At 68.8% G+C, this 17,876-nt stretch carries 17 protein-coding genes; 4 read left to right on the plus strand and 13 right to left on the minus strand.

Annotated elements, in window-relative coordinates; genetic code table 11:
• Positions 1-24: 24 nt before the first annotated feature.
• From STRTUCAR8_RS41900 to STRTUCAR8_RS41910, 3 genes are all read right to left on the minus strand, one after another.
• Positions 25-1,326: a DUF3533 domain-containing protein gene (locus STRTUCAR8_RS41900; RefSeq protein WP_044473807.1), complete on the minus strand. Its 1,302-nt coding sequence runs from the start codon at positions 1,324-1,326 to the stop codon at positions 25-27.
• Positions 1,327-1,469: 143 nt separating this feature from the next.
• Positions 1,470-2,240 (minus strand): maleylpyruvate isomerase N-terminal domain-containing protein, encoded by a 771-nt coding sequence (locus STRTUCAR8_RS41905; protein ID WP_006382493.1) that lies wholly within the window; start codon positions 2,238-2,240, stop codon positions 1,470-1,472.
• 156 nt (positions 2,241-2,396) lie between these two features.
• The gene (locus STRTUCAR8_RS41910; RefSeq protein WP_044473815.1) at positions 2,397-3,806 is read right to left on the minus strand and encodes an aldehyde dehydrogenase family protein; all 1,410 of its coding nucleotides are present in this window, start codon (positions 3,804-3,806) and stop codon (positions 2,397-2,399) included.
• 160 nt (positions 3,807-3,966) lie between these two features.
• On the opposite strand from STRTUCAR8_RS41910, the gene STRTUCAR8_RS41915 reads away from it, so the two are divergent.
• A complete protein-coding gene (locus tag STRTUCAR8_RS41915; RefSeq protein WP_006382500.1) occupies positions 3,967-4,584 on the plus strand; it encodes a TetR/AcrR family transcriptional regulator in 618 nt (205 codons plus the stop codon).
• 21 nt (positions 4,585-4,605) lie between these two features.
• Here the strand turns inward: STRTUCAR8_RS41915 and STRTUCAR8_RS41920 are convergent, their stop codons facing one another.
• From STRTUCAR8_RS41920 to STRTUCAR8_RS41965, 10 genes are all read right to left on the minus strand, one after another.
• Positions 4,606-6,153 (minus strand): class I adenylate-forming enzyme family protein, encoded by a 1,548-nt coding sequence (locus tag STRTUCAR8_RS41920; protein ID WP_234372700.1) that lies wholly within the window; start codon positions 6,151-6,153, stop codon positions 4,606-4,608.
• Between the two features lie 34 nt (positions 6,154-6,187).
• A complete protein-coding gene (locus STRTUCAR8_RS41925; protein WP_006382489.1) occupies positions 6,188-7,771 on the minus strand; it encodes an acyl--CoA ligase family protein in 1,584 nt (527 codons plus the stop codon).
• 41 nt (positions 7,772-7,812) lie between these two features.
• Entirely contained in the window at positions 7,813-8,475 is a 663-nt protein-coding gene (locus STRTUCAR8_RS41930) for a winged helix-turn-helix transcriptional regulator (RefSeq protein ID WP_048818898.1), read from the minus strand.
• A gap of 103 nt (positions 8,476-8,578) precedes the next feature.
• Entirely contained in the window at positions 8,579-9,622 is a 1,044-nt protein-coding gene (locus STRTUCAR8_RS41935; protein WP_006382487.1) for an LLM class flavin-dependent oxidoreductase, read from the minus strand.
• Positions 9,619-10,047, minus strand: a complete 429-nt coding sequence (locus STRTUCAR8_RS41940; RefSeq protein WP_006382476.1) for a PaaI family thioesterase — start codon at positions 10,045-10,047, stop codon at positions 9,619-9,621. The genes STRTUCAR8_RS41935 and STRTUCAR8_RS41940 overlap by 4 nt, the downstream gene beginning before the upstream one ends.
• Before the next feature lie 57 nt (positions 10,048-10,104).
• Positions 10,105-10,989 carry an MBL fold metallo-hydrolase gene (locus tag STRTUCAR8_RS41945; RefSeq protein ID WP_006382497.1) on the minus strand — a complete coding sequence of 295 codons (885 nt, stop codon included), beginning with the start codon at positions 10,987-10,989 and terminating at the stop codon, positions 10,105-10,107.
• An 81-nt stretch (positions 10,990-11,070) separates the two neighbouring features.
• Positions 11,071-11,874 carry an alpha/beta fold hydrolase gene (locus STRTUCAR8_RS41950; protein WP_044473808.1) on the minus strand — a complete coding sequence of 268 codons (804 nt, stop codon included), beginning with the start codon at positions 11,872-11,874 and terminating at the stop codon, positions 11,071-11,073.
• Positions 11,875-11,900: 26 nt separating this feature from the next.
• Positions 11,901-12,806: an alpha/beta hydrolase gene (locus tag STRTUCAR8_RS41955; protein WP_006382475.1), complete on the minus strand. Its 906-nt coding sequence runs from the start codon at positions 12,804-12,806 to the stop codon at positions 11,901-11,903.
• On the minus strand, positions 12,799-13,251 hold the full coding sequence (locus tag STRTUCAR8_RS41960; protein WP_143666550.1) for a DUF6841 family protein: 453 nt from the start codon (positions 13,249-13,251) through the stop codon (positions 12,799-12,801). The genes STRTUCAR8_RS41955 and STRTUCAR8_RS41960 overlap by 8 nt, the downstream gene beginning before the upstream one ends.
• A 604-nt stretch (positions 13,252-13,855) precedes the next feature.
• Positions 13,856-14,431 carry a TetR/AcrR family transcriptional regulator gene (locus STRTUCAR8_RS41965; RefSeq protein ID WP_006382491.1) on the minus strand — a complete coding sequence of 192 codons (576 nt, stop codon included), beginning with the start codon at positions 14,429-14,431 and terminating at the stop codon, positions 13,856-13,858.
• Between the two features lie 130 nt (positions 14,432-14,561).
• On the opposite strand from STRTUCAR8_RS41965, the gene STRTUCAR8_RS41970 reads away from it, so the two are divergent.
• Genes STRTUCAR8_RS41970 through STRTUCAR8_RS41980 form a run of 3 tightly spaced genes read left to right on the plus strand, consistent with a single transcriptional unit; the run spans position 14,562 to position 17,559 of the window.
• Positions 14,562-15,755 (plus strand): acyl-CoA dehydrogenase family protein, encoded by a 1,194-nt coding sequence (locus STRTUCAR8_RS41970; protein ID WP_044473810.1) that lies wholly within the window; start codon positions 14,562-14,564, stop codon positions 15,753-15,755.
• The gene (locus STRTUCAR8_RS41975; protein WP_044473811.1) at positions 15,752-16,795 is read left to right on the plus strand and encodes a phosphotransferase family protein; all 1,044 of its coding nucleotides are present in this window, start codon (positions 15,752-15,754) and stop codon (positions 16,793-16,795) included. The genes STRTUCAR8_RS41970 and STRTUCAR8_RS41975 overlap by 4 nt, the downstream gene beginning before the upstream one ends.
• A complete protein-coding gene (locus STRTUCAR8_RS41980) occupies positions 16,792-17,559 on the plus strand; it encodes an SDR family NAD(P)-dependent oxidoreductase (RefSeq protein WP_006382472.1) in 768 nt (255 codons plus the stop codon). The genes STRTUCAR8_RS41975 and STRTUCAR8_RS41980 overlap by 4 nt, the downstream gene beginning before the upstream one ends.
• Positions 17,560-17,876 lie beyond the last annotated feature (317 nt).

Here is a 17,876-nt window from a genome sequence, read left to right on the forward strand (position 1 = left end):
GGCGCTTTGCCGACCAATGTTCGGCTATGCCGCCGGGACCGCGACCCGGGTCGGTTTGTCTTCGCCGACGGGGATGCGGTGCAGCCCCTTACGGTCGTACCAGCCGGTCACGCCGAACCCGAACAATGCGGCCGCTGCGAGACCGACAGCCATCATGACCCAGCCCCGGGTCAGGCCCGCGTCGCCTTGTGCGCCGTAGTAGAGGATCGAACGGACGCCACCGGTGATCTGCCGCAACGGCTCGAACTCCGCGAGGAAGCGGTAGAAGCCGGGAAGCGCCTCGATCGGCGTCGTGGCGCCGGCCGTCGGCACCGCCATCGCGATGAAGACCAGCGTGACAAGCAGCATGCCGGGCGTTCCGAAGACGGCGAGGAGGGTGAGCGCGCCGATCCCGGCGACGGCGATGGCGGCCACCGAGTACAGCCACAGCAGCGGCAGATGCGAGGCGTCCATGCCCATGATGCCGACCGCTCCAGCCATGACCAGGGTGCCCATCAGCAGGGACAGGGCCGCCATGAGGGTGCTGGCGATGGCGAGGGTCTGCACCCTGGTCGCCCGGATCAGCGGGCGGTGCAGGCGCAGCGGGCCCATGTCGTTGTGGCTGTAGCCGAGGGCGTGGTCCACTTGGCCGCTGATCACATTGGCGGAGAGCATGCCGCAGACCACCAGGACGAGCGCGTAGTAGAACGCCGTCAGGCCCAGACCGCTGTCCGAGTCGAGCGGATGCCCATCCTGCACCGTGACGGCGGCCGGGTCGGCGAGCAGGACGCGCGCCGCGGCGGGCAGCTTCGCCTCTTCGGGCCCGCTCTGCGCGGTCAGTTCCTGGCCTATGTGGAGTGAGGCACTCTCGGCTGCCTGGGTTGTCGCGGTCCGCGCCAGACCGGAGCCCAGGCTGCCGGCGGACTGGTTGGTCAGCACCGTCAGCGTCGGACGCACCGGGGTCCCGGTCGCGGTGCCGGTCAGGGCGGTGGTGGCAGAGGTGAAGTCACCGGGGACGACGAGCGCGCCGAACAGCTTGCCCTGGCCGAGTTCCTCCCTCATCTCCTTCTCGTCCATCACCTTCCACTCGATCCTGTCTCCACCAACGGTGGAGGTCATGATCGACCGGGTTACCTGCGCCCCCAGATTGACCTGTTTCCCTCCGACGACCGCCCCCTGGTCGGCGTTGACGAGGCCCACGGGCAGCTTGTGCAGGTGGCCCACCGGATCGACGTTGGCGCCTATATAGAGAACCGCGAACAGCAGGGCCAGGGTGCCCACGATGGCGCCGTTGACGATCCACAGGCCTCGGGCCCGCAATACGCGGAAGGGATGAAACCCATCCATGACGAACTCCAGTTTCTGCAAAGGACTACGGGGAGAAAGGCTGGAGGAGCGTCAGCGCGGATCCATCACTCGGCCTCTCAGGAGGCTCCCCGACCATGGGTCGGCTCCCAAGGTTGATCAACTGCCGGGTCATGGGTAGGCGCTCACACCACCCTCACGAAGTCCAGGAACCTGGCGGAGTAGTCGGCGTCGCCGGAGATCCGCAGGTCCCGATGGCGCCAGTCGGCGCGGTGAGTGGACCATTCCGGGAAATCGACGGCCCGTCCGGTGATCGCGGCAACCGGCTTGTCCGACGGTCCGGCCTTCACCACGGCGCCCGGCCCCACGGTCCAGATGCCCCCGCCCGGACCTTCCAGCTCGATCGTGACGGGGCGGTCGAACCACTCCGGACGGGCCGACTTCAGTTGGTTCCTCAGGACGGCGAACATCCACTCCAGCACCACGGCCATCCGGTTCGCGTCGGTGCCCGGAACCGGACGCCCCAGCGCGGGAGCGATGTCGTGGCGGAGATGGGTGTGATGGTCGAACGTCATCGCGCCGGCGATCATCACCCCGCCCGGGTACCAGCCGAGCTCGGCCATCGGCATACGCATCCAGTCGAGGGGCAGCCGGGCGGCGACGCCGATCATCCGGCTCCAGCGTTCGTACTCGGCGAGCGTCTGTGAAACCGGCTGGCCGCGACGCTGGTCAACGAACAAATCGTTGGTCCGCTCGAGGTCCCTCATGCGCATCATGGTCACTACGGAGGGCGTGAAGAAGGAGCGGCATGTGGCGGCGACATGCGCCACCACGTCCTGCACGCGCCATCCGGCCGCAGCGCTCGCCGCGAGCCATTCCTTCTCGTCCAGTTCCCCGCAGAAGCGCAGCCACTCGGCGCGCTCCAGGCGGAAGGCTTCCGCACGGTCAGGCTTCATCGGTGATCCTTTCGCCGGCCCTCGGGCCCGCTCCCGCGAAGGCGGGGGTCCGCCGTGTTCTGCGGTATCGGCCGGCCGGTGGTTTCGTTGACGTGGTGGATGTGAGACTCAAGGCCTCGTGCAACCCTCGGCAGCATCGCGACCTGCCCGCCCGGCTCACATGAGCCGTCGCAGTATGCGGTCCTTGCGGCGGGTGAAGGGCGGGTAGGACACGCGCAGGGTGTCGGGCTTCAGCGGCTTGTCGAGGACGGACTTGGTGTGGCTGAAGGCGTCCAGGGAGTACAAGCCGTGGTAGCGGCCCATGCCGCTCTCGCCGACGCCTCCGAACGGCAGCCCTGGCACGGCCAGTTGGGCGGTCGGAACGCCGAAGGCCAGGCCCCCGGAGGAAGTTTCCGCGATCAGCCGCCGCTTGGAACGCTTGGACGCGGTGAAGGCGTACAGGGCCAGCGGCTTGTCCCGCCCGGTGATGAAGGCGATGGCGGCGTCCAGGTCGGGGACTCGGACGATGGGCAGGATGGGACCGAAGATCTCGTCGCGCATCACGGCCGAGCCGGGGTCGACATCGGCCAGGACGGTGGGGGCGATGTAGCGGGCGTCACGGTCGTGGTCGCCGCCGACGACGGTCCGGCCGTCGCCCAGCAGGCCGGTCAGCCGGTCGAAGTGGCGCTCGTTGATGATGTTGCCGTAGTCGTGGCTGCGGGCCGGATCGGTGCCGTACATCTCACGGATCGCATCGCGCAGGTGCGCCTCGATCCCGGTGCCCGCCTCGCCTATCGCGAGGACGTAGTCGGGGGCGACGCAGGTCTGGCCCGCGTTCATGAACTTGCCCCAGGCGATACGGCGGGCAGCCGTCGCGAGGTCGGCGCCCGGTTCGACGACGGCCGGGCTCTTGCCGCCCAACTCCAGAGCGACCGGGGTGAGATGACGGGCCGCCGCCGCCATGACGATACGTCCGACCGTGCCGTTGCCGGTGTAGAAGATGTGGTCGAACCGCTGCTCCAGCAGCGCGGTCGTCTCCGGCACGCCTCCCTCGACGACGGCCACGGCCCGCGGGTCCAGGACCCGGGGCAGCCAGTGGGCGAGCACGGCCGACGTCGCCGGAGCCACCTCACTCGGCTTGAGGACCACGCAGTTCCCGGCGGCCAGCGCACCGATGACCGGCGCCAGAGCCAGATTCACCGGGTAGTTCCAGGGAGCGATGACCAGCACCGTGCCCAGCGGCTCACGCACCGTCCAGGCGCGGCCCGGCATGAGTGACAGCGGCACGGAGACCCTGGACGGACGCAGCCACCGGTCGAGATGACGCAGGGTGTGGTCGATCTCCCTGACAAGGAAGCCGATCTCCATCATGTGCGACTCGGTCGGGCTCTTGCCGAGGTCCGTGTGCAGCGCCTCCTCGAAGACGTCCTGATGCTCGGTCAGCAGGGTGCGCAGCGCCCGCAGCTGCTGCTTCCGCCAGGCCACGGGCCTGGTACGGCCGGTGTTGAAGGTGGCACGCAGCCTGGTCACGGTTTCCGTAGCGTGATCTGTCGAGGGGGCGACATCCACGTAAGTGTCTTGGCTCATGTGGATGAGCATATACGAAACGGAGCCACTTCGTTTCGTATGAGTGTAAGCTTTGGCGTGTGACGTCTCCCACGCATCCCAAACTCGTCGAACGACTCCCCGATCAACTCTTCCGGCGCCCTGACACCGACGCCTCCCGCATGTCCGATGGAGCCGGCCGATGACCGGGTCGCCGGGGCGCCGGGGGCGTCCTCGCGATGCCACCCGCGACCGTGCGTTGCTGGACGCGACGCTGGCCATCCTGGGCGAGATCGGTTACGGCGGGCTCACCACCGCTGCGGTGGCGGCCCGCGCCGGAGTCTCCACCGCCACTCTCTACCGCCGCTGGCCGTCCAAGGAGGGCCTGGTCGTGGCCGCCGCCGCGGCCTACGCCCAGGAGCTCACTTCGGCCACGGACACCGGCACCCTCGCAGGGGACCTGCGGGCTCTGCTCCGGGACAAGGCCGCCTCCATGACCGGGAAGGAGGGAGGGGTGCTGCGGTCCTTGATCGCCGAGGCTGCGAACAACGTGCCTTTGGCCGAGGCGCTCACCAACAGCTTCGTGACGCCCGTGCGCCAACTTGCGGTGGAGATCGTGCACCACGCGGTGGCCCGGGGTGAGATCTCACCGGTCGAGCATGCCGACCTCCTGGGCGACCTGGTGATCGGCCCCATGATGAGCAAGTTCTTCCTCACCCCGCGGATGCCGGACGAGGTGGATGCGGCGGCCGCCGCGGAGACGGCCGACCGCCTGCTGCCCTTCCTCCTGCGCGCCGTCGGCGGCACTGAGCAGCGGTGAGCGCGGGCCGCACCGAGCGCGTCAGGCGTCGGCTGTCGCCGAGGCGTGGGCCGCCCGCACCGCGATCTTGTCGATCTTTCCTACCGCGTTCTTGGGGATGGCCTCCTCCACGAAGTAGGAGATCGGCCGCTTGTAGCCGCTGAGCCTGCGCGCACAGAGCGCTTCCAGCCCTGCCGGATCGACCGTCCGACCGGGTCGCGGCTGCACGTAGGCGACGACGACCTCTCCCCACTTTTCGTCGGGTACACCGATCACGGCCACCTCGAGGACGGACGGATCGCCGGCCAGGACGTCCTCGATCTCCTTGGGGTAGATGTTCTCCCCACCACGGATGATGATGTCTTTCGAGCGCCCGACCAGGGTCAGATACCCGTCGGCGTCGAGGTGGCCGACATCACCGGTGTGCAACCACCCGTCGACGACGGTCCGGGCTGTTTCGTCCGGGCGCCCCAGGTAGCCGCGCATGATGTTGGCGCCTCTGACGAGGATCTCGCCGTTCTCTCCCGGTCCCTGCGCGGTACCGCTCTCGTCCACGATGCGAATCTCCTGCCCCGGGAAGGGAAGCCCCACCGTCCCGGCGCGTCGGGGACCGGCGATGGGGTTGACGGTGCAGGCACAGGTGGTCTCGGACAGCCCATATCCCTCAATGAGCGGGAACCCGTACCGGGCCTCGAACCGAATCAGCAGTTCAGCCGAAGCGGGTGCCGAGCCACAGATACCGAACCGCACGGACGAGGTGTCGGGCCGCACGGCGTCCGGCAGGGCCGCGAGCATGTTGTAGATGGTGGGAACAGCACTGAAGAAGGTGGGGCGCTCACGCTCGACGACGTCGAAGAAGGTGTGGGGGTCGAACCGGTCCGCGATGACCACCCCGGCGCCCGCAAGCAGCGGCGTGAGCACGCCGACCACGACGCCGTTGACGTGGAAGAGCGGCAGGATCAGCAGGCTCCGGTCGGCCGGCCCCAACTCGAGCGCCGTGCGCGCCATGTCGGTCATGGCGTCGATGTTGGCGTGGTCGAGCATCACGCCTTTCGGAACCCCGGTGGTGCCGCTGGTGTAGATGAGCAGGGCCATCGCGGAGAGGTCCGGATCCGGTGCGCGGTCTCTCTTCGCGCTCTCTTCGCGCAGGTCGGCGACGGCGAGCGTGATGATGCCGCCTTCAGCGGTCGTGCCGTCCTCGACCACGACCAGGCGGGCGCCGGAGTCCTTCAGCTGTCGCCCGACCTCGGCGTCGGTCAGCTTCGGATTGACCGGTGTGACCGTGGCGCCGAGCCGCCAGGACGCGAACAGCAGGAGGACGAATTCGACGCGGTTCGTCAGTTTGAGGGCCACGACGTCACCGGACCCGATCCCAAGGTCCTGGAGGTGTCGTGCTGCCCCTCGGACACGGTGCAGAAACTGCGTGTTGGTCAGCGACTGACGACCATCGGAGACCGACGGTCCGTCAGGGTCGAGTTCGGCACGGCGGTCGGGCAGCGAGGCGAAATCCATGGCGGTATACCTGTCCTGGGTGAAGTGCCATCCGGTCAAGGAGCCGAAGTGGCCGACGTCGTATGCGGGCTGGGGCATGCCGGGACGGCAGGGTCGTCCCGTGCTGTCTGCTTCAGGAGCTTCGGTCGTCGGAGGCGACCCGCTCGCCTTCACGGAGCAGGTACTTCTGGATCTTTCCGGTGGAGGTGCGGGGCAGTTCACCGAAGACGACCCGCTTGGGCGCCTTGAACCGCGCGATGCGGGATTTGACGTGGTCGACGATGTCCTGCTCGGTGGCGAATGCATCCGGCCGCAGGACGACGTACGCGACCGGCACCTCGCCCCACCGTTCGTCCGGGGCGCCGACGACGGCGGCCTCGAGGACCGCCGGGTGGCTGGCGATGGCCTGCTCGACCTCGATGGAGGTGATGTTCTCTCCGCCGGAGATGATGACGTCCTTGCTGCGGTCCCTCAGCTCGATGTACCCGTCGGGGTGACGTACGCCGAGGTCGCCGGTGCGGAACCAGCCGTCCGGTGCGGCCGCGGCGGTCCCGGCGTCGTCCTTGAAGTAGCCCAGCATGAGGTTGTTGCCGCGCAGCCGGATCTCACCGATCGTGGTGCCGTCCGCGGGGACGTCCTTCTCACCGTCGACCACCCGGGCGGTGAGGCCGATGACGTTGGCCACGCCCTGCCGGGCGCGGAGTCTGGACTGCTCCGCGGCGTCGAGGCCGTTCCATTCGGGGTGCCAGTCGCACAGCACCGCAGGCCCGAACGTCTCGGTCAGACCGTACAGGTGGGTGACGTCTATACGCAGCGCTTCCGCGGCGGCGAGCAGGGTGGGGCTCGGTGGGGCTCCGCCGGTGAGGAAGCGGATGACGCCGTCCGATGCGCGGCCGGCCTCCGGAGCGTTCACCACCATGGAGAGCACGGCGGGGGCACCGCACAGGTGGGTGATGTGTTCACCCTGAATGTGCCGCCAGATCTCGGAGGCCTCCACTTTGGGCAGACATACGTGTGTGCCGCCGACGGCGGTGACCGCCCATGGAAAGGACCAGCCGTTGCAGTGGAACATCGGCAGGGTCCACAAGTATGCGGAGGAGGCGCTCAGTTGCGTGTGTGTGACCATGGCGAGCGCCTGGAGATAGGCCCCGCGGTGGTGGTACATGACACCCTTGGGACGGCCGGTCGTTCCTGAGGTGTAGTTGAGGGACAGCAGCGCTTGCTCGTCGGACAGGAGAACGGCCGTGGGCACAGCTGCCGCGAGGAGTCGTTCGTAGGCGCCGTCGTCGCCCGGGCCCGCGCGCACGACCACGGGCGGGTTGTGCATACCCGCGATCGCCGTGCCCACGAGGTCGTCGAACTGCGGATCCTGCAGGAGCACCGCGCTCTCCGAGTGCTCGAGGATGTAGCGGACCTCGGTGGCGGAGAGCCTCGTATTGATCGTGACCAGGGGCGCACCCGCCCATGGGACGCCGTGGTGCGCCTCGAGCATGACGTGCGTGTTGGGTGCCAGCACGGCGACCGGGCGGCCGTTCGCCAACGGAGCGAGGACGCCGGCCAGTCGACGGCACCGGTCGTGGAACTCGGCGTAGGTGAAGCGCCGGCGCCCGTCGATCACCGCCGTGCGCTCGGGAAACACCGCGGCCGACCGGTCCAGGAACGAGACAGGGCTCAAGGGCTCGAATGACAGGGCGGATGTCGCCGGGTTGAAGCTCATGCATCGCTCCTTCACGCTCCGGCGACGGGGGCGCTCGCGCGCTAGACCCCTAGGTACACCGGATAATCGATCTCTGTATTGGACATCAGGTCGAAGGCACGCTCGACCACTTCTTGCGACCCGACGGCCACCTGCAGATCTCCCGACTGGACAGCGTCGACCGCCTGCGTGCCGCCGAGAATCAGCTTGAGGAAGGTCCGCACCCGGCAGGCGACCTCAAGGTCGGGACGAACGGGTGCGCGACCGCTCCTTGTCCGCATCCGGCCATCGGCGATCTCGACATGAAATGTCTCCCTGCCCACGTGCATCTCGTAGATCTCCTTGAGACCGACGAGCTTGTCCGGCGCGACAGCGCTGGACACACTGGAGGCGATGAGATCCACCCGGGTGGTCTTCGGGTCGATGTCGGGAGACGGCGGGAGGCCCAGGCCCCACCGGCCGAGAGAGGTGAGCGGCTCCCGAAGCCCCTCCCCTCTCTCGGTGAGCTCGTACACGGCCACTCCTGCGGGGGGCGGCAGGGTGGTCCGCTGAACGACCCCGGCGTCTTCCAGGCCGCGCAGCCGCGTGGTCAGCCGATTCGGTCCGAGGGCCGGGAGTATGTCGACGAGATCCTTGAAACGCTTGGGTCCGAGCAACAGCTCGCGCACGATCAAAAGGGTCCAACGCTCGCCGAGAACGTCCAGCGAACGGGCGAGCGGGCACATCTGGCCGTATGTCCTTGCGGTTGTCATGCTTCTACTGTACGGCTTGGTAACTCTTCACTATAGGACTTGTACACCGGCGCCTAGCCTGACTCGCGCGTGGCCCTCATCGCCGTATGCCCACCGCGTCGGCGAAGGCTTCGAGCTCACGGCGGATGTCGCCGGCGGGCTGGTACATGATCTCGGTGACGCCGCTCGCCGCCAGGTCATGGACCTTGGCCAGGACGTCGCCGGCTGTGCCTGTGAGGGTGACATGCTCGACCAACGTGTGGGCGCCTGCGTTCCAGGCGGCGGTATCGGCGTCGTTCAGGTGCAGCAGGTGGCCGTTGTGCACCGCGAGGTGGCGCCGGTCCTCTGGTGTCTCCTGGAGCACGGCCAGCCACTCCGGTCCGCCGGGCAGTGCCTTGACGGCTTCCTCGCCGCCGAGTTCGTAGGAGACGTGGAACACCTGCGCCAGTCCGGGTCCCGCGGCCGCGCGCAGTCTCTCGCTGTTGAGGGGTTCCCCGTCTTCCAGCACCGACCCGAGGGTCAGGTAGGAGACCTTCTCAAAGTCTCTGGCCTGGTCGGGGACGCCGCCGACGACGAACAGACCGTCCCCGAGTGACGCGGCGATCTCCATTCCCTTGGGGCCGATCGCTCCGATGTAGACAGGGATGGTGTCCAGTGTGCCCGGGAGCGATTCGGCGGTGTGCAGCATACGGAGCGGGCCACCCTCCCACTCGGCCGTTTCGCCACGGAGAAGCGCGCGGAACGTCTTGACGTAGCGGGACAGGTACGCCCAGGAGACAGGCTGTTGCCCCATCGCCCGACGGCTGGTGTAACCGGTGCCGAAGGCCACCGCGACCCGCCCGGGGGCCAGGCGTTCGAGAGCCGCGGCCCCGCTGGCGTTGACCATCGGGTGGCGCAGCGCCGGTACGAGTACGCCGGGCCCGAGCCCGATGCGATGGGTGCGCTCGGCTGCCAGCGCCAGGCACATCCACACGTCGGGGCTCTGCTGCGGGGTGTCGTACAACCACGCACGCTGGTAGCCGAGTTCCTCGGCGATCCGGATGTGCTCCGGTGCGTCCAACGTGGTCGCGAAGGCTGCCGACACCTCCAGGCCCGCCGGACTGCCGCCGGATGCGGCGGAGGCAGAAGGAGAGATGGTCATGAGTGCGGCCCCAAGGTGTTCGGGAGTCCCGCGGCCGGGACGTTGGCCAGCCGCAGCTGGCCGCGGGCGATGAGCTTGCCGGTGTCGGCGCTGGTGATGGCCACCTGCCACAGTTGCTGGCCGCGCCCCTGCTGGATCGCTTCGGCCAGCACCTGAACCGTCCCGGCGGTGATCGGGCGGAGGAAGTCCGTACTGTTGGCCACTCCTACGGCGACCTGGTCGCGATCGGCCACCGCCGCCGACGCACCGACGGTGGCGGCGGATTCGACGGCAGCGGTATAGACCCCGCCGTGCACCACTCCCCAGGGTGTGTGGTGTTCGGCGCCCAGCAGCATCTCACCCCGCACCCGTGTCTCCGTGACCTCGGTGAAGCGCAGACCGACGGCGTCCACGAACGCGCTGCGGAACACGTCGAAGCCTGACAAGGGCGCTCCGTCCCGGCCGGCCGGCGCATTGGTTCTGGGCTGTGTCACCTGCCGCCCCTATTCGCTCGCCTGATTGGCGTCGCCTGCGGGCCCCGCGGGCAGGGGAACTCCGAGGAGACCGTGCGCGCCGTACCAGACAGGGCCGATGTTGAGCCGGTCGGGATAGCGGGCGGTGATCTCGTCGAAGAACTGCTGCGGGATGGGCTTCTCGGCGAGCAGCCGCTGCGCGTCGCGCAGGTACTGGCGGGTCTCGTCGATGATGGCCGGATCGTCGGGCAGGTCACGGTTCTTGTGCCCGGCGACCACGGAGCGGGGGTTGAGCGAGTCGAGGACGTCGAGCGCCGCCAGCCATGACTCGAAGCCGCCGCCAGGGGTCTCCAGCAGCATCTGGTGTACGCCGTTGTAGACGACGTCGCCTCCGACGATCAGGCCGATCGAGGGGACGTGCAGCACGGTCGTGTCGTCGGTGTCGGTGTGGCCGACCTCGACCACCTCGATCCGGTGCCCCTCCAGCTCGAACCCGTCCGCGGGGACCGGCCGGTAGACGAGCGGGGAGTCGGGGATGAGGCCGGGGAAGTCCGCGTCCCAGAACTGCTCGCGCCCTTGCACGTTGCGGCGCATGATCCCGATGGTGCCCTCGGTGGCGTACGGAACGGCTCCGGGGAAGCGTTCCAGCAGCTCGCCGGTGCCGAACCAGTGGTCGCCGTGGCCGTGCGTGGCGTAGATGTAGGCCAGGCGCTTGCCGGAGCGCTCCACCCAGTCACCGACCGCCTGCGTCTGTTCGCGGGTGAACGGCGGGTCGACCAGCACAGCCTCCCGTTCACCGATGATCAGTGTCGAGGCCAAAGGGGACGACACGATCGGACCGCCGTCGGGCAGTCGCTCGGCCCGCGCTCGCGGGACCCCGTCGGAGACGTACACGTCGTATGTCAGGTCAGCCATGCTTGGTGTGTTCCTTTCGGCGCCGTGAGGCGGTGTGTCGTGTCGCCGGACTCACGGCAGACGCGGGACTACTTGTCGGCGCTATCCGAGCTGTGCGAGAAATTCCTTGATCAGGGCGGCCACCTTGGTGGGCTCCTCACAGGGAGACAGGTGGGCGACGCGCGGCAGCACCTCGAGACGGGCGCCGACGATGCGGTGAACCAGATCGTCGGAATGGGGAGCCTGTGGCAACGCCTTGTCCTCGGCGCCGGCGATCACCAGGGTGGGGACAGTGATCCGGTGCAGGACATCGACCACGTCACTGCGGTCGCCCAACACCGACCGCGCGGCGCGGGCCAGCCCTGCGGTGTCGAGGTGGTTCACCCTTTCCACGAACTTGGAGACGAAGACGCTGTTGTGGCGGCGGGTGTAGTCGCTGAGCATCCCGGCCGCGACCAGCCTGCCCATGCCACCCGGAACTCCGGTCCGGATGAGAAGGGCGGTCATGCGGACTCTGAGGCGTTCGGGCAAGCCCACACCGCGGGCGCTGGTGTTGGACAGGACCAGGGCGGTCACACGCTGCGGCGCGATGAGAGCGACCCGCAGGGCCACAAAACCGCCCCACGACAGTCCGACCAGGGCAGCCCGGTCGACGGCTGCGTCGTCGAGCACCTGAAGCGCGGCCTCACCGCACTCCTCCATGGTGAACCGCTGTTCGACCGGCGGGCTGCCGCCCGTGCCGGGAGGGTCGACGAGCAGTGTCCGCCACCCGAGCTCGTGCAGGCCGGCCAGCTGTAGGCCCCAACTGGTCTCGCCTTCGCTGAACAAGCTCGGCCACAGCAATGCCACGGGGCCGTCGGCGGGACCGGCGTCCTGCACACGGAGCGGACCCAGCTTGGTCGACACGGTGAGAACGCGAGTGGATGGTGTCGTCATAGGTGACGCTCCCACCAGTCCAGGGCGGCCCGGCTGCCGGGCTCGTAGCCGTCGAAGTAGACGCCGTAGTGGTCGATGCCGGGGATGACCTGGTAGTCGACGACGCCACCGGGCGTGTTCTTGATGATCTCCGCCGCGCGTGCCCCGTTGTCGGCGATGGGGAACATCTCCTCGTCACCGGCGTCGATGATCAGGGCAGGGGCCCGCAGCCGGGCGACCATGGCGAGCGGGTTGAAGTGCGCCAGCTTCGCCAGGTACGGAGTGCCCGCCATGTTCGGCCACGGATCGACGCCCTGGGGAATCGGGTCCGTGTCGCCACGAGCGGTGTCGATGGCACGCTTGCGGGCGAGTTGCGCGACGGGTCCACTCAGGGGGGCGATGGCAGCCACCTGCACGGCCAGTGCCTTTACGCGGGGGTCGTTGGCGGCCAGGTGTACGGCGATGCCTCCGCCGAAGCTGGTGCCCCACAGTCCGATGCGGGCGGGGTCGACGTTGGGCTCGCCCTCGATGTAGTCCAGCGCCGCGCGCAGGTTCGCCGTCCAGGCGAACGGATCCACGAGGTCCCGGATGAACCGCACTTGGGCGTGGGCCTGGTTGCCGTCGTCGAGGTCGGGGGCGTCGCCGACCAGTTGCAGCGGGGAGCCTGAATCGAACCAGCTGCCTTGCGTGAAGGTCAGGGTGATCATGCCGGCGGAGGCGAACAGGGCCGCGTAACGTTCCGCGGTGAGTTTGCTGCCGCCCCAGCCGTGAGACAGCACGACGGCGGGCAGGGCGGCGTCGGTGGCGACGGCCGTCGGTCGGTACAGGTCCGCGTCAAGCGCGATGCCGTCGCTCCACACGGTGACTTTCTGCCGGGCCACACCGTCGGGCATGACCAGCGGCGGATAGATCTTCTCAGCCACGACTCGCCACTTCCCGAGCCGATTCGACGGGCCAGATCTCAGCGAGGCTGTCCTTGTCGGTCGCCGCCGAGTGGATGCCGACCACGCGCCAGCCCCTGTCGGACTTGGCGACGCTGAACTGCACCGCCCAGCGCTGGATCTCGCTCTCGTCGGCACGGCGCCGTGACCAGATCACCTCGACCGCGGCACCGACGGTGTTGTAGACGATCACGCGCCGATCGGGCACCGCGGTGTGGCTGTATCCCGCCTCCCGCAGAGGCGCGTAATTCAAGTCCAGGAAAGCGAGCACGCTGGCATCATCGAGGCACCAGAACGACTGTTCCAGCCCCGTGACGTGCAACGGAGTGCCCCAGTAGTCGTGAATGAACTCGGGTCCCTCGCCGGACGTGCCAGCGGCCACGGCGATCCAGCGCGGCAGATAGTCCTCGAAGAACCATTCCGTCACCTCGGCGCGAGTGGCAGCGAGTGGATTGTCAGACATATCGACAGATTCCTTTCGGGAAGGACCGCAGCAGGCGGCGGCCGTGCGCGGGTCGCATCGGCAGCCACTGCGGCCGGCTTGGGCTCGACCGCGGAGGCCAACCCCTCAGCAGTCGCGCTCCGCTTCGGCGACACGGCCCATGGAGTCACGAGCACTCTCCGAACCGGTGGCCGCGCACGGCACCGGCGACCACCGTCCACCGAGCGGCCCCTTCGCCGTATCGAGGGACACTAGCAGTGACTATAAGGAATGTATAGCGCTGAGCATGCGCTCAGTAATCCTCGACCGCGCGACAGTCGTCTACAGATGCGGCGCTATCGCAGATCAGACGAGAGGACGCTCTGGCCCGAGAGGTAGGCGCCATGACACATGAGCACATGGTCGCGCGACCCACCGGCATGGGTAGTCCACCAAAGGACTCCGCGCCGGGTCAGGTCGCCGCCCGCCGACGACCCGGACCGGGCTGCCAGGCCAAAGCGGCTTCGCCCGGCACAGGGCGCCTGTGGCGGACCTCGGCCGGCCACACCGCCAGGAAGTTCACCAGAAGGACAGCTCTAGAACTGGAGCATCAGCCATCAGAGTCCGCCCCCGCCAGGCGGAGGGCGAAGTCTCCGTACCGCCAGACGATCGTGTCCTCGGCGAGTTCGCCGTCCTCGCGGTACCACGCCGCGACGCCCATACCGAGGTCGAGGATGGCGTAGGAGACCAGTCGCGCGGAGGCCACCTGGAAGCACCCCTCCGCGACACCCACGTCGACGATCACACGGAAGCCTGCTTCGTACTCCGCGCGCAGGGCCAGCACGCGACTGCGGTGCGGCTCGACGAGAGAGCGGATCTCGCGGTTGCCGACGAAGGCTTCGAGCCGGTGCCGAGCGTGGTAGCGAACATGCGCCTCGGTGGCCCGGCGAAGGCGTACCACCGGGTCGCCGCCGCTCGTGACGGCTGCGCGGTGCGCGGCCAGGAGGTCCTCCATCGTGCCGATCATGATCTGGGCAAGCACGTCCTGCTTGGACGCGATGTGCTTGTACAGACTCGGGCCGCGAATACCCACAGCGCGTCCGATGTCGGCCATCGTGGTCGCCTCATAGCCGAGGCGCGTGAACAGTTCCAGCGCCGCGGCACGGATGTCGTTGGCTCGACTCACTTTCGCCTCCGCTTCAGGACTAACAGACGATAGCTGATCCCGCAGGGCTTGTGACATGGGCCATGGTGCGCACTGCCAAGCGACCGCTTAGAGTCGAGGCTAATACTCATTAGCCTCATTGGGAGTCGCCATGACAGTCGACCTCACCCCCGACCCCGTCGCCGCGGACCTCGCGCGCCGCACCGCCGACTTCGTGCGCGAGGTGGTGATCCCGGTCGAGGAACAGCACCACGGCGTCGCGCGCACCGAGAAGGTCCGGATCGGGCTGCAGCGGGCCGCGAAGGACGCGGGAGTCTTCGCGCCGCACGTCGGTACGGAGTTCGGCGGGCACGGGCTGGACATGCGGGGCAGGGCTGCCGTGTTCGAGGAGGCGGGGTACTCGCTGCTGGGTCCGCTGGCGCTGAACATCGCCGCCCCCGACGAGGGCAACATGCACATGCTCGAAGCCATCGCCACCCCGGAGCAGAAGGAGCGCTATCTGCTCCCTCTCGCGGCCGGCGCCGTCCGGTCCTGTTTCGCGATGACGGAGCCCGCTCCCGGCGCGGGCTCCGACCCCAGTGCGCTGGCGACCCGCGCGGAGCGCGTGCCGGGTGGCTGGCGCATCGACGGACACAAGTGGTTCATCACCGGCGCCGACGGCGCGGGGTTCACGATCTGTATGGCGAGGACCTCGGGTGAGCCCGGTGACCTGGGCGGCGCGACGATGTTCCTGGTCGATGCCGACAACCCTGGCATGAAGACGGTCCGGCACATCGGCACACTCGACGAGAGCCTTTACGGCGGCCACGTCGAGTTGCGCTTCGACAACTGCGTCGTACCGGACGAGGCGGTGCTCGGCGAGGTCGACCAGGGCTTCCGTTACGCGCAGGTCCGGCTGGGTCCCGCTCGGACGACCCACTGCATGCGGTGGCTGGGCATCGCCCGCCGTGCGCAGGACATCGCCGTCGCCCGGGCCGCCGACCGGCAGATCTTCGGTTCCCGGCTCGGCGATCTCGGCATGGTGCAGCAGATGATCGCCGACAACGAGATCGACATCGCCGCCGCCCGTGGACTGATCCTCCAGGCCTGCTGGGAGCTCGACCAGGGCCGGTCGGCCTCGCAGGCCACCTCGATCGCCAAGACCTTCAGCGCCGAAGCGGTCTGGGGAGTCGTGGACCGGTCGCTGCAGATCTGCGGCTCACTCGGGGTGTCCGACGACATCCTGCTCGGGCGGTTCCTGCGCGAGGTCCGGCCCTTCCGGATCTACGACGGCCCGTCCGAGACCCACCGCTGGGCCATCGCCCGCCGCGTCCTGCGCCGCCACACCGAGGCGGCCACACGATGACCGGCGCGGAACGGACCACTGTGGACGGTCTCGACCTGCCTGCACTGGAACGGTTCTTCAGTGAGCAGGTGCCCGAGTTCCGCGGCGGACTTTCCGCCGAGCTGCTGCAGGGCGGGCGGTCGAACCTGACCTATCTGGTCACCGACGGGCAGCGACGGTGGGTTGTCCGCCGACCTCCGCTGGGCGGACTGACCCCCTCCGCCCACGACATGCAGCGCGAATACCGGGTGGTCGACGCGCTCGCGGGCAGTGACGTCCCCGTGGCCCGCGCCGTGGCATTCGGGGACGCGGACGACGCCCTGGGGGTGCCGTTCGCGGTGGTCGACCACGTCGACGGGCAGGTGATCCGGACCCTCGATCAGTTGCACGTCCTGCCGGACAGCGAGATCACACGCTGCGCCCATGGCCTGGTCGACGTACTCGCGCGTCTGCACGCCATCGATCCCGGCGCCGTCGGGCTCACCGGATTCGGGCGGCCAGAGGGCTACCTGACGCGCCAGGTCCAGCGCTGGTACGACCAGTGGCAACGCGTCCAAACCCGCGAACTCCCCGACATGGAGCGCCTGTACGGCCGTCTCGCCGCCACCTGCCCTACGGAGAGCGGCGCATCGATCGTGCACGGCGACTACCGCATCGACAACACCATCCTCGACCTCGCCGACCCGGGGATCGTCCGCGCGGTGGTCGACTGGGAGATGGCAACCCTCGGCGACCCCCTCGCCGACCTCGGGCTGCACCTCGTCTACGCCGACCCGGTCTTCGCCCCCGTGCTCAACGGATCGGCCGCCTCCACCAGCGAACGTCTGCCCGCTCCGGCCGACCTCGCCCAGCGCTACGCCGAGGCCAGCGGCCGGGACCTCGGCGAACTCGGCTTCTACCTCGCGCTGGGCTACTTCAAGATCGCCGTCATCGCCGAGGGAATACACGCCCGCTTCCAGCAAGGGCTGACCCTCGGCACAGGATTCGACACAGTCGGGCAGGCCGTCGCGCCACTCACCGCCGCCGGACTGCGTGCACTGACACACCTGGAGCCACTATGAGCAACGTCCTCGACCTCTTCCGGCTCGACGGCAAGGTCGCCGTCGTCACCGGAGCGAGCTCCGGCCTCGGTGCCGGATTCGCCCGGGCACTCGCGGAGGCCGGCGCCGACGTCGTCCTCGCCGCCCGCCGCGCCGAGCGACTGACCGAAGTCGCCAGGCACGTGCAGGACACCGGCCGCAGCGCCCTCACCGTCGCCACCGACATCGGCGATCCCGAGCAGTGCGAGGCGATGGCCCGCGCGGCATTCGACAAGTTCGGCCGCGTCGACATTCTGATCAACAACGCCGGCATCGGCACGGCCGTTCCCGCGTTGAAGGAGCGCCCGGAGGACTTCCGCAGCGTCATCGACATCAACCTCAACGGCGCCTACTGGGCGGCGCAGGCCTGCGGCCGTGTCATGGAGCCCGGCTCCAGCATCGTCAACGTGGCCAGCGTGCTCGGGCTGATCAAGTCGTTTGCTCCGCAGGCGGCCTACGCCGCCAGCAAGGCCGGCCTCATCGGCCTCACCCGCGACCTCGCCCAGCAGTGGACCGGACGCCGCGGCATCCGGGTCAATGCCGTCGCACCGGGATACTTCACCAGCGAGATGACCTCCCAGATCCCGGAGGAGCAGGTCAAGACGTTCATCCGGCAGACCAGTCCGATGGGTCGGCCGGGGCTGCAACGTGAGCTCGACGCCGCGGTCGTCTTCCTCGCCGGCCCCGCCTCGTCCTACATCACCGGCACCACGCTCGCCGTCGACGGCGGCATGTCCGGCCACTGACGGAACGCCCGTCCAACTCGACGGCAGCTCAGGCGGCCGACGATGTCGGGCGGGCACATTCATGTACCAACGCCCGTGCTCACGGCCCCCGGACGATCCGGCATTCCCCATGTCATCCTCGTCCGGCTGCGCGGACGCCACGCAACTGACAATAGGAGGAACGTGCCCACGGCGAGCAGCGCGGCGACCGTCACCAGACGGGGCCGGAGGATCCCTGAGACCGGGAGGACGGCCAGCCGGTAGGTGCGCCGGGCGCGGAGGGAAGGGGGAGCGGGCGTCAACGTGGCCGTGTCAACGGTGGACTCGGGGTTCGTCAT

The sequence above is a fragment of the Streptomyces turgidiscabies Car8 genome (assembly GCF_000331005.1).
GTDB lineage: Bacteria > Actinomycetota > Actinomycetes > Streptomycetales > Streptomycetaceae > Streptomyces > Streptomyces turgidiscabies.

What these genes read in the sequence shown, in the direction of transcription:
- STRTUCAR8_RS41970 (WP_044473810.1), top strand. Translation starts at nt 14,562, where the DNA reads ATGACAGTCGACCTCACCCCCGACCCCGTCGCCGCGGACCTCGCGCGC.
- STRTUCAR8_RS41920 (WP_234372700.1), bottom strand. Translation starts at nt 6,153, where the DNA reads ATGCCCCAGCCCGCATACGACGTCGGCCACTTCGGCTCCTTGACCGGA.
- STRTUCAR8_RS41945 (WP_006382497.1), bottom strand. Translation starts at nt 10,989, where the DNA reads ATGGCTGACCTGACATACGACGTGTACGTCTCCGACGGGGTCCCGCGA.
- STRTUCAR8_RS41900 (WP_044473807.1), bottom strand. Translation starts at nt 1,326, where the DNA reads ATGGATGGGTTTCATCCCTTCCGCGTATTGCGGGCCCGAGGCCTGTGG.
- STRTUCAR8_RS41925 (WP_006382489.1), bottom strand. Translation starts at nt 7,771, where the DNA reads ATGAGCTTCAACCCGGCGACATCCGCCCTGTCATTCGAGCCCTTGAGC.
- STRTUCAR8_RS41915 (WP_006382500.1), top strand. Translation starts at nt 3,967, where the DNA reads ATGACCGGGTCGCCGGGGCGCCGGGGGCGTCCTCGCGATGCCACCCGC.
- STRTUCAR8_RS41975 (WP_044473811.1), top strand. Translation starts at nt 15,752, where the DNA reads ATGACCGGCGCGGAACGGACCACTGTGGACGGTCTCGACCTGCCTGCA.
- STRTUCAR8_RS41980 (WP_006382472.1), top strand. Translation starts at nt 16,792, where the DNA reads ATGAGCAACGTCCTCGACCTCTTCCGGCTCGACGGCAAGGTCGCCGTC.
- STRTUCAR8_RS41910 (WP_044473815.1), bottom strand. Translation starts at nt 3,806, where the DNA reads ATGAGCCAAGACACTTACGTGGATGTCGCCCCCTCGACAGATCACGCT.
- STRTUCAR8_RS41935 (WP_006382487.1), bottom strand. Translation starts at nt 9,622, where the DNA reads ATGACCATCTCTCCTTCTGCCTCCGCCGCATCCGGCGGCAGTCCGGCG.
- STRTUCAR8_RS41905 (WP_006382493.1), bottom strand. Translation starts at nt 2,240, where the DNA reads ATGAAGCCTGACCGTGCGGAAGCCTTCCGCCTGGAGCGCGCCGAGTGG.
- STRTUCAR8_RS41930 (WP_048818898.1), bottom strand. Translation starts at nt 8,475, where the DNA reads ATGTGCCCGCTCGCCCGTTCGCTGGACGTTCTCGGCGAGCGTTGGACC.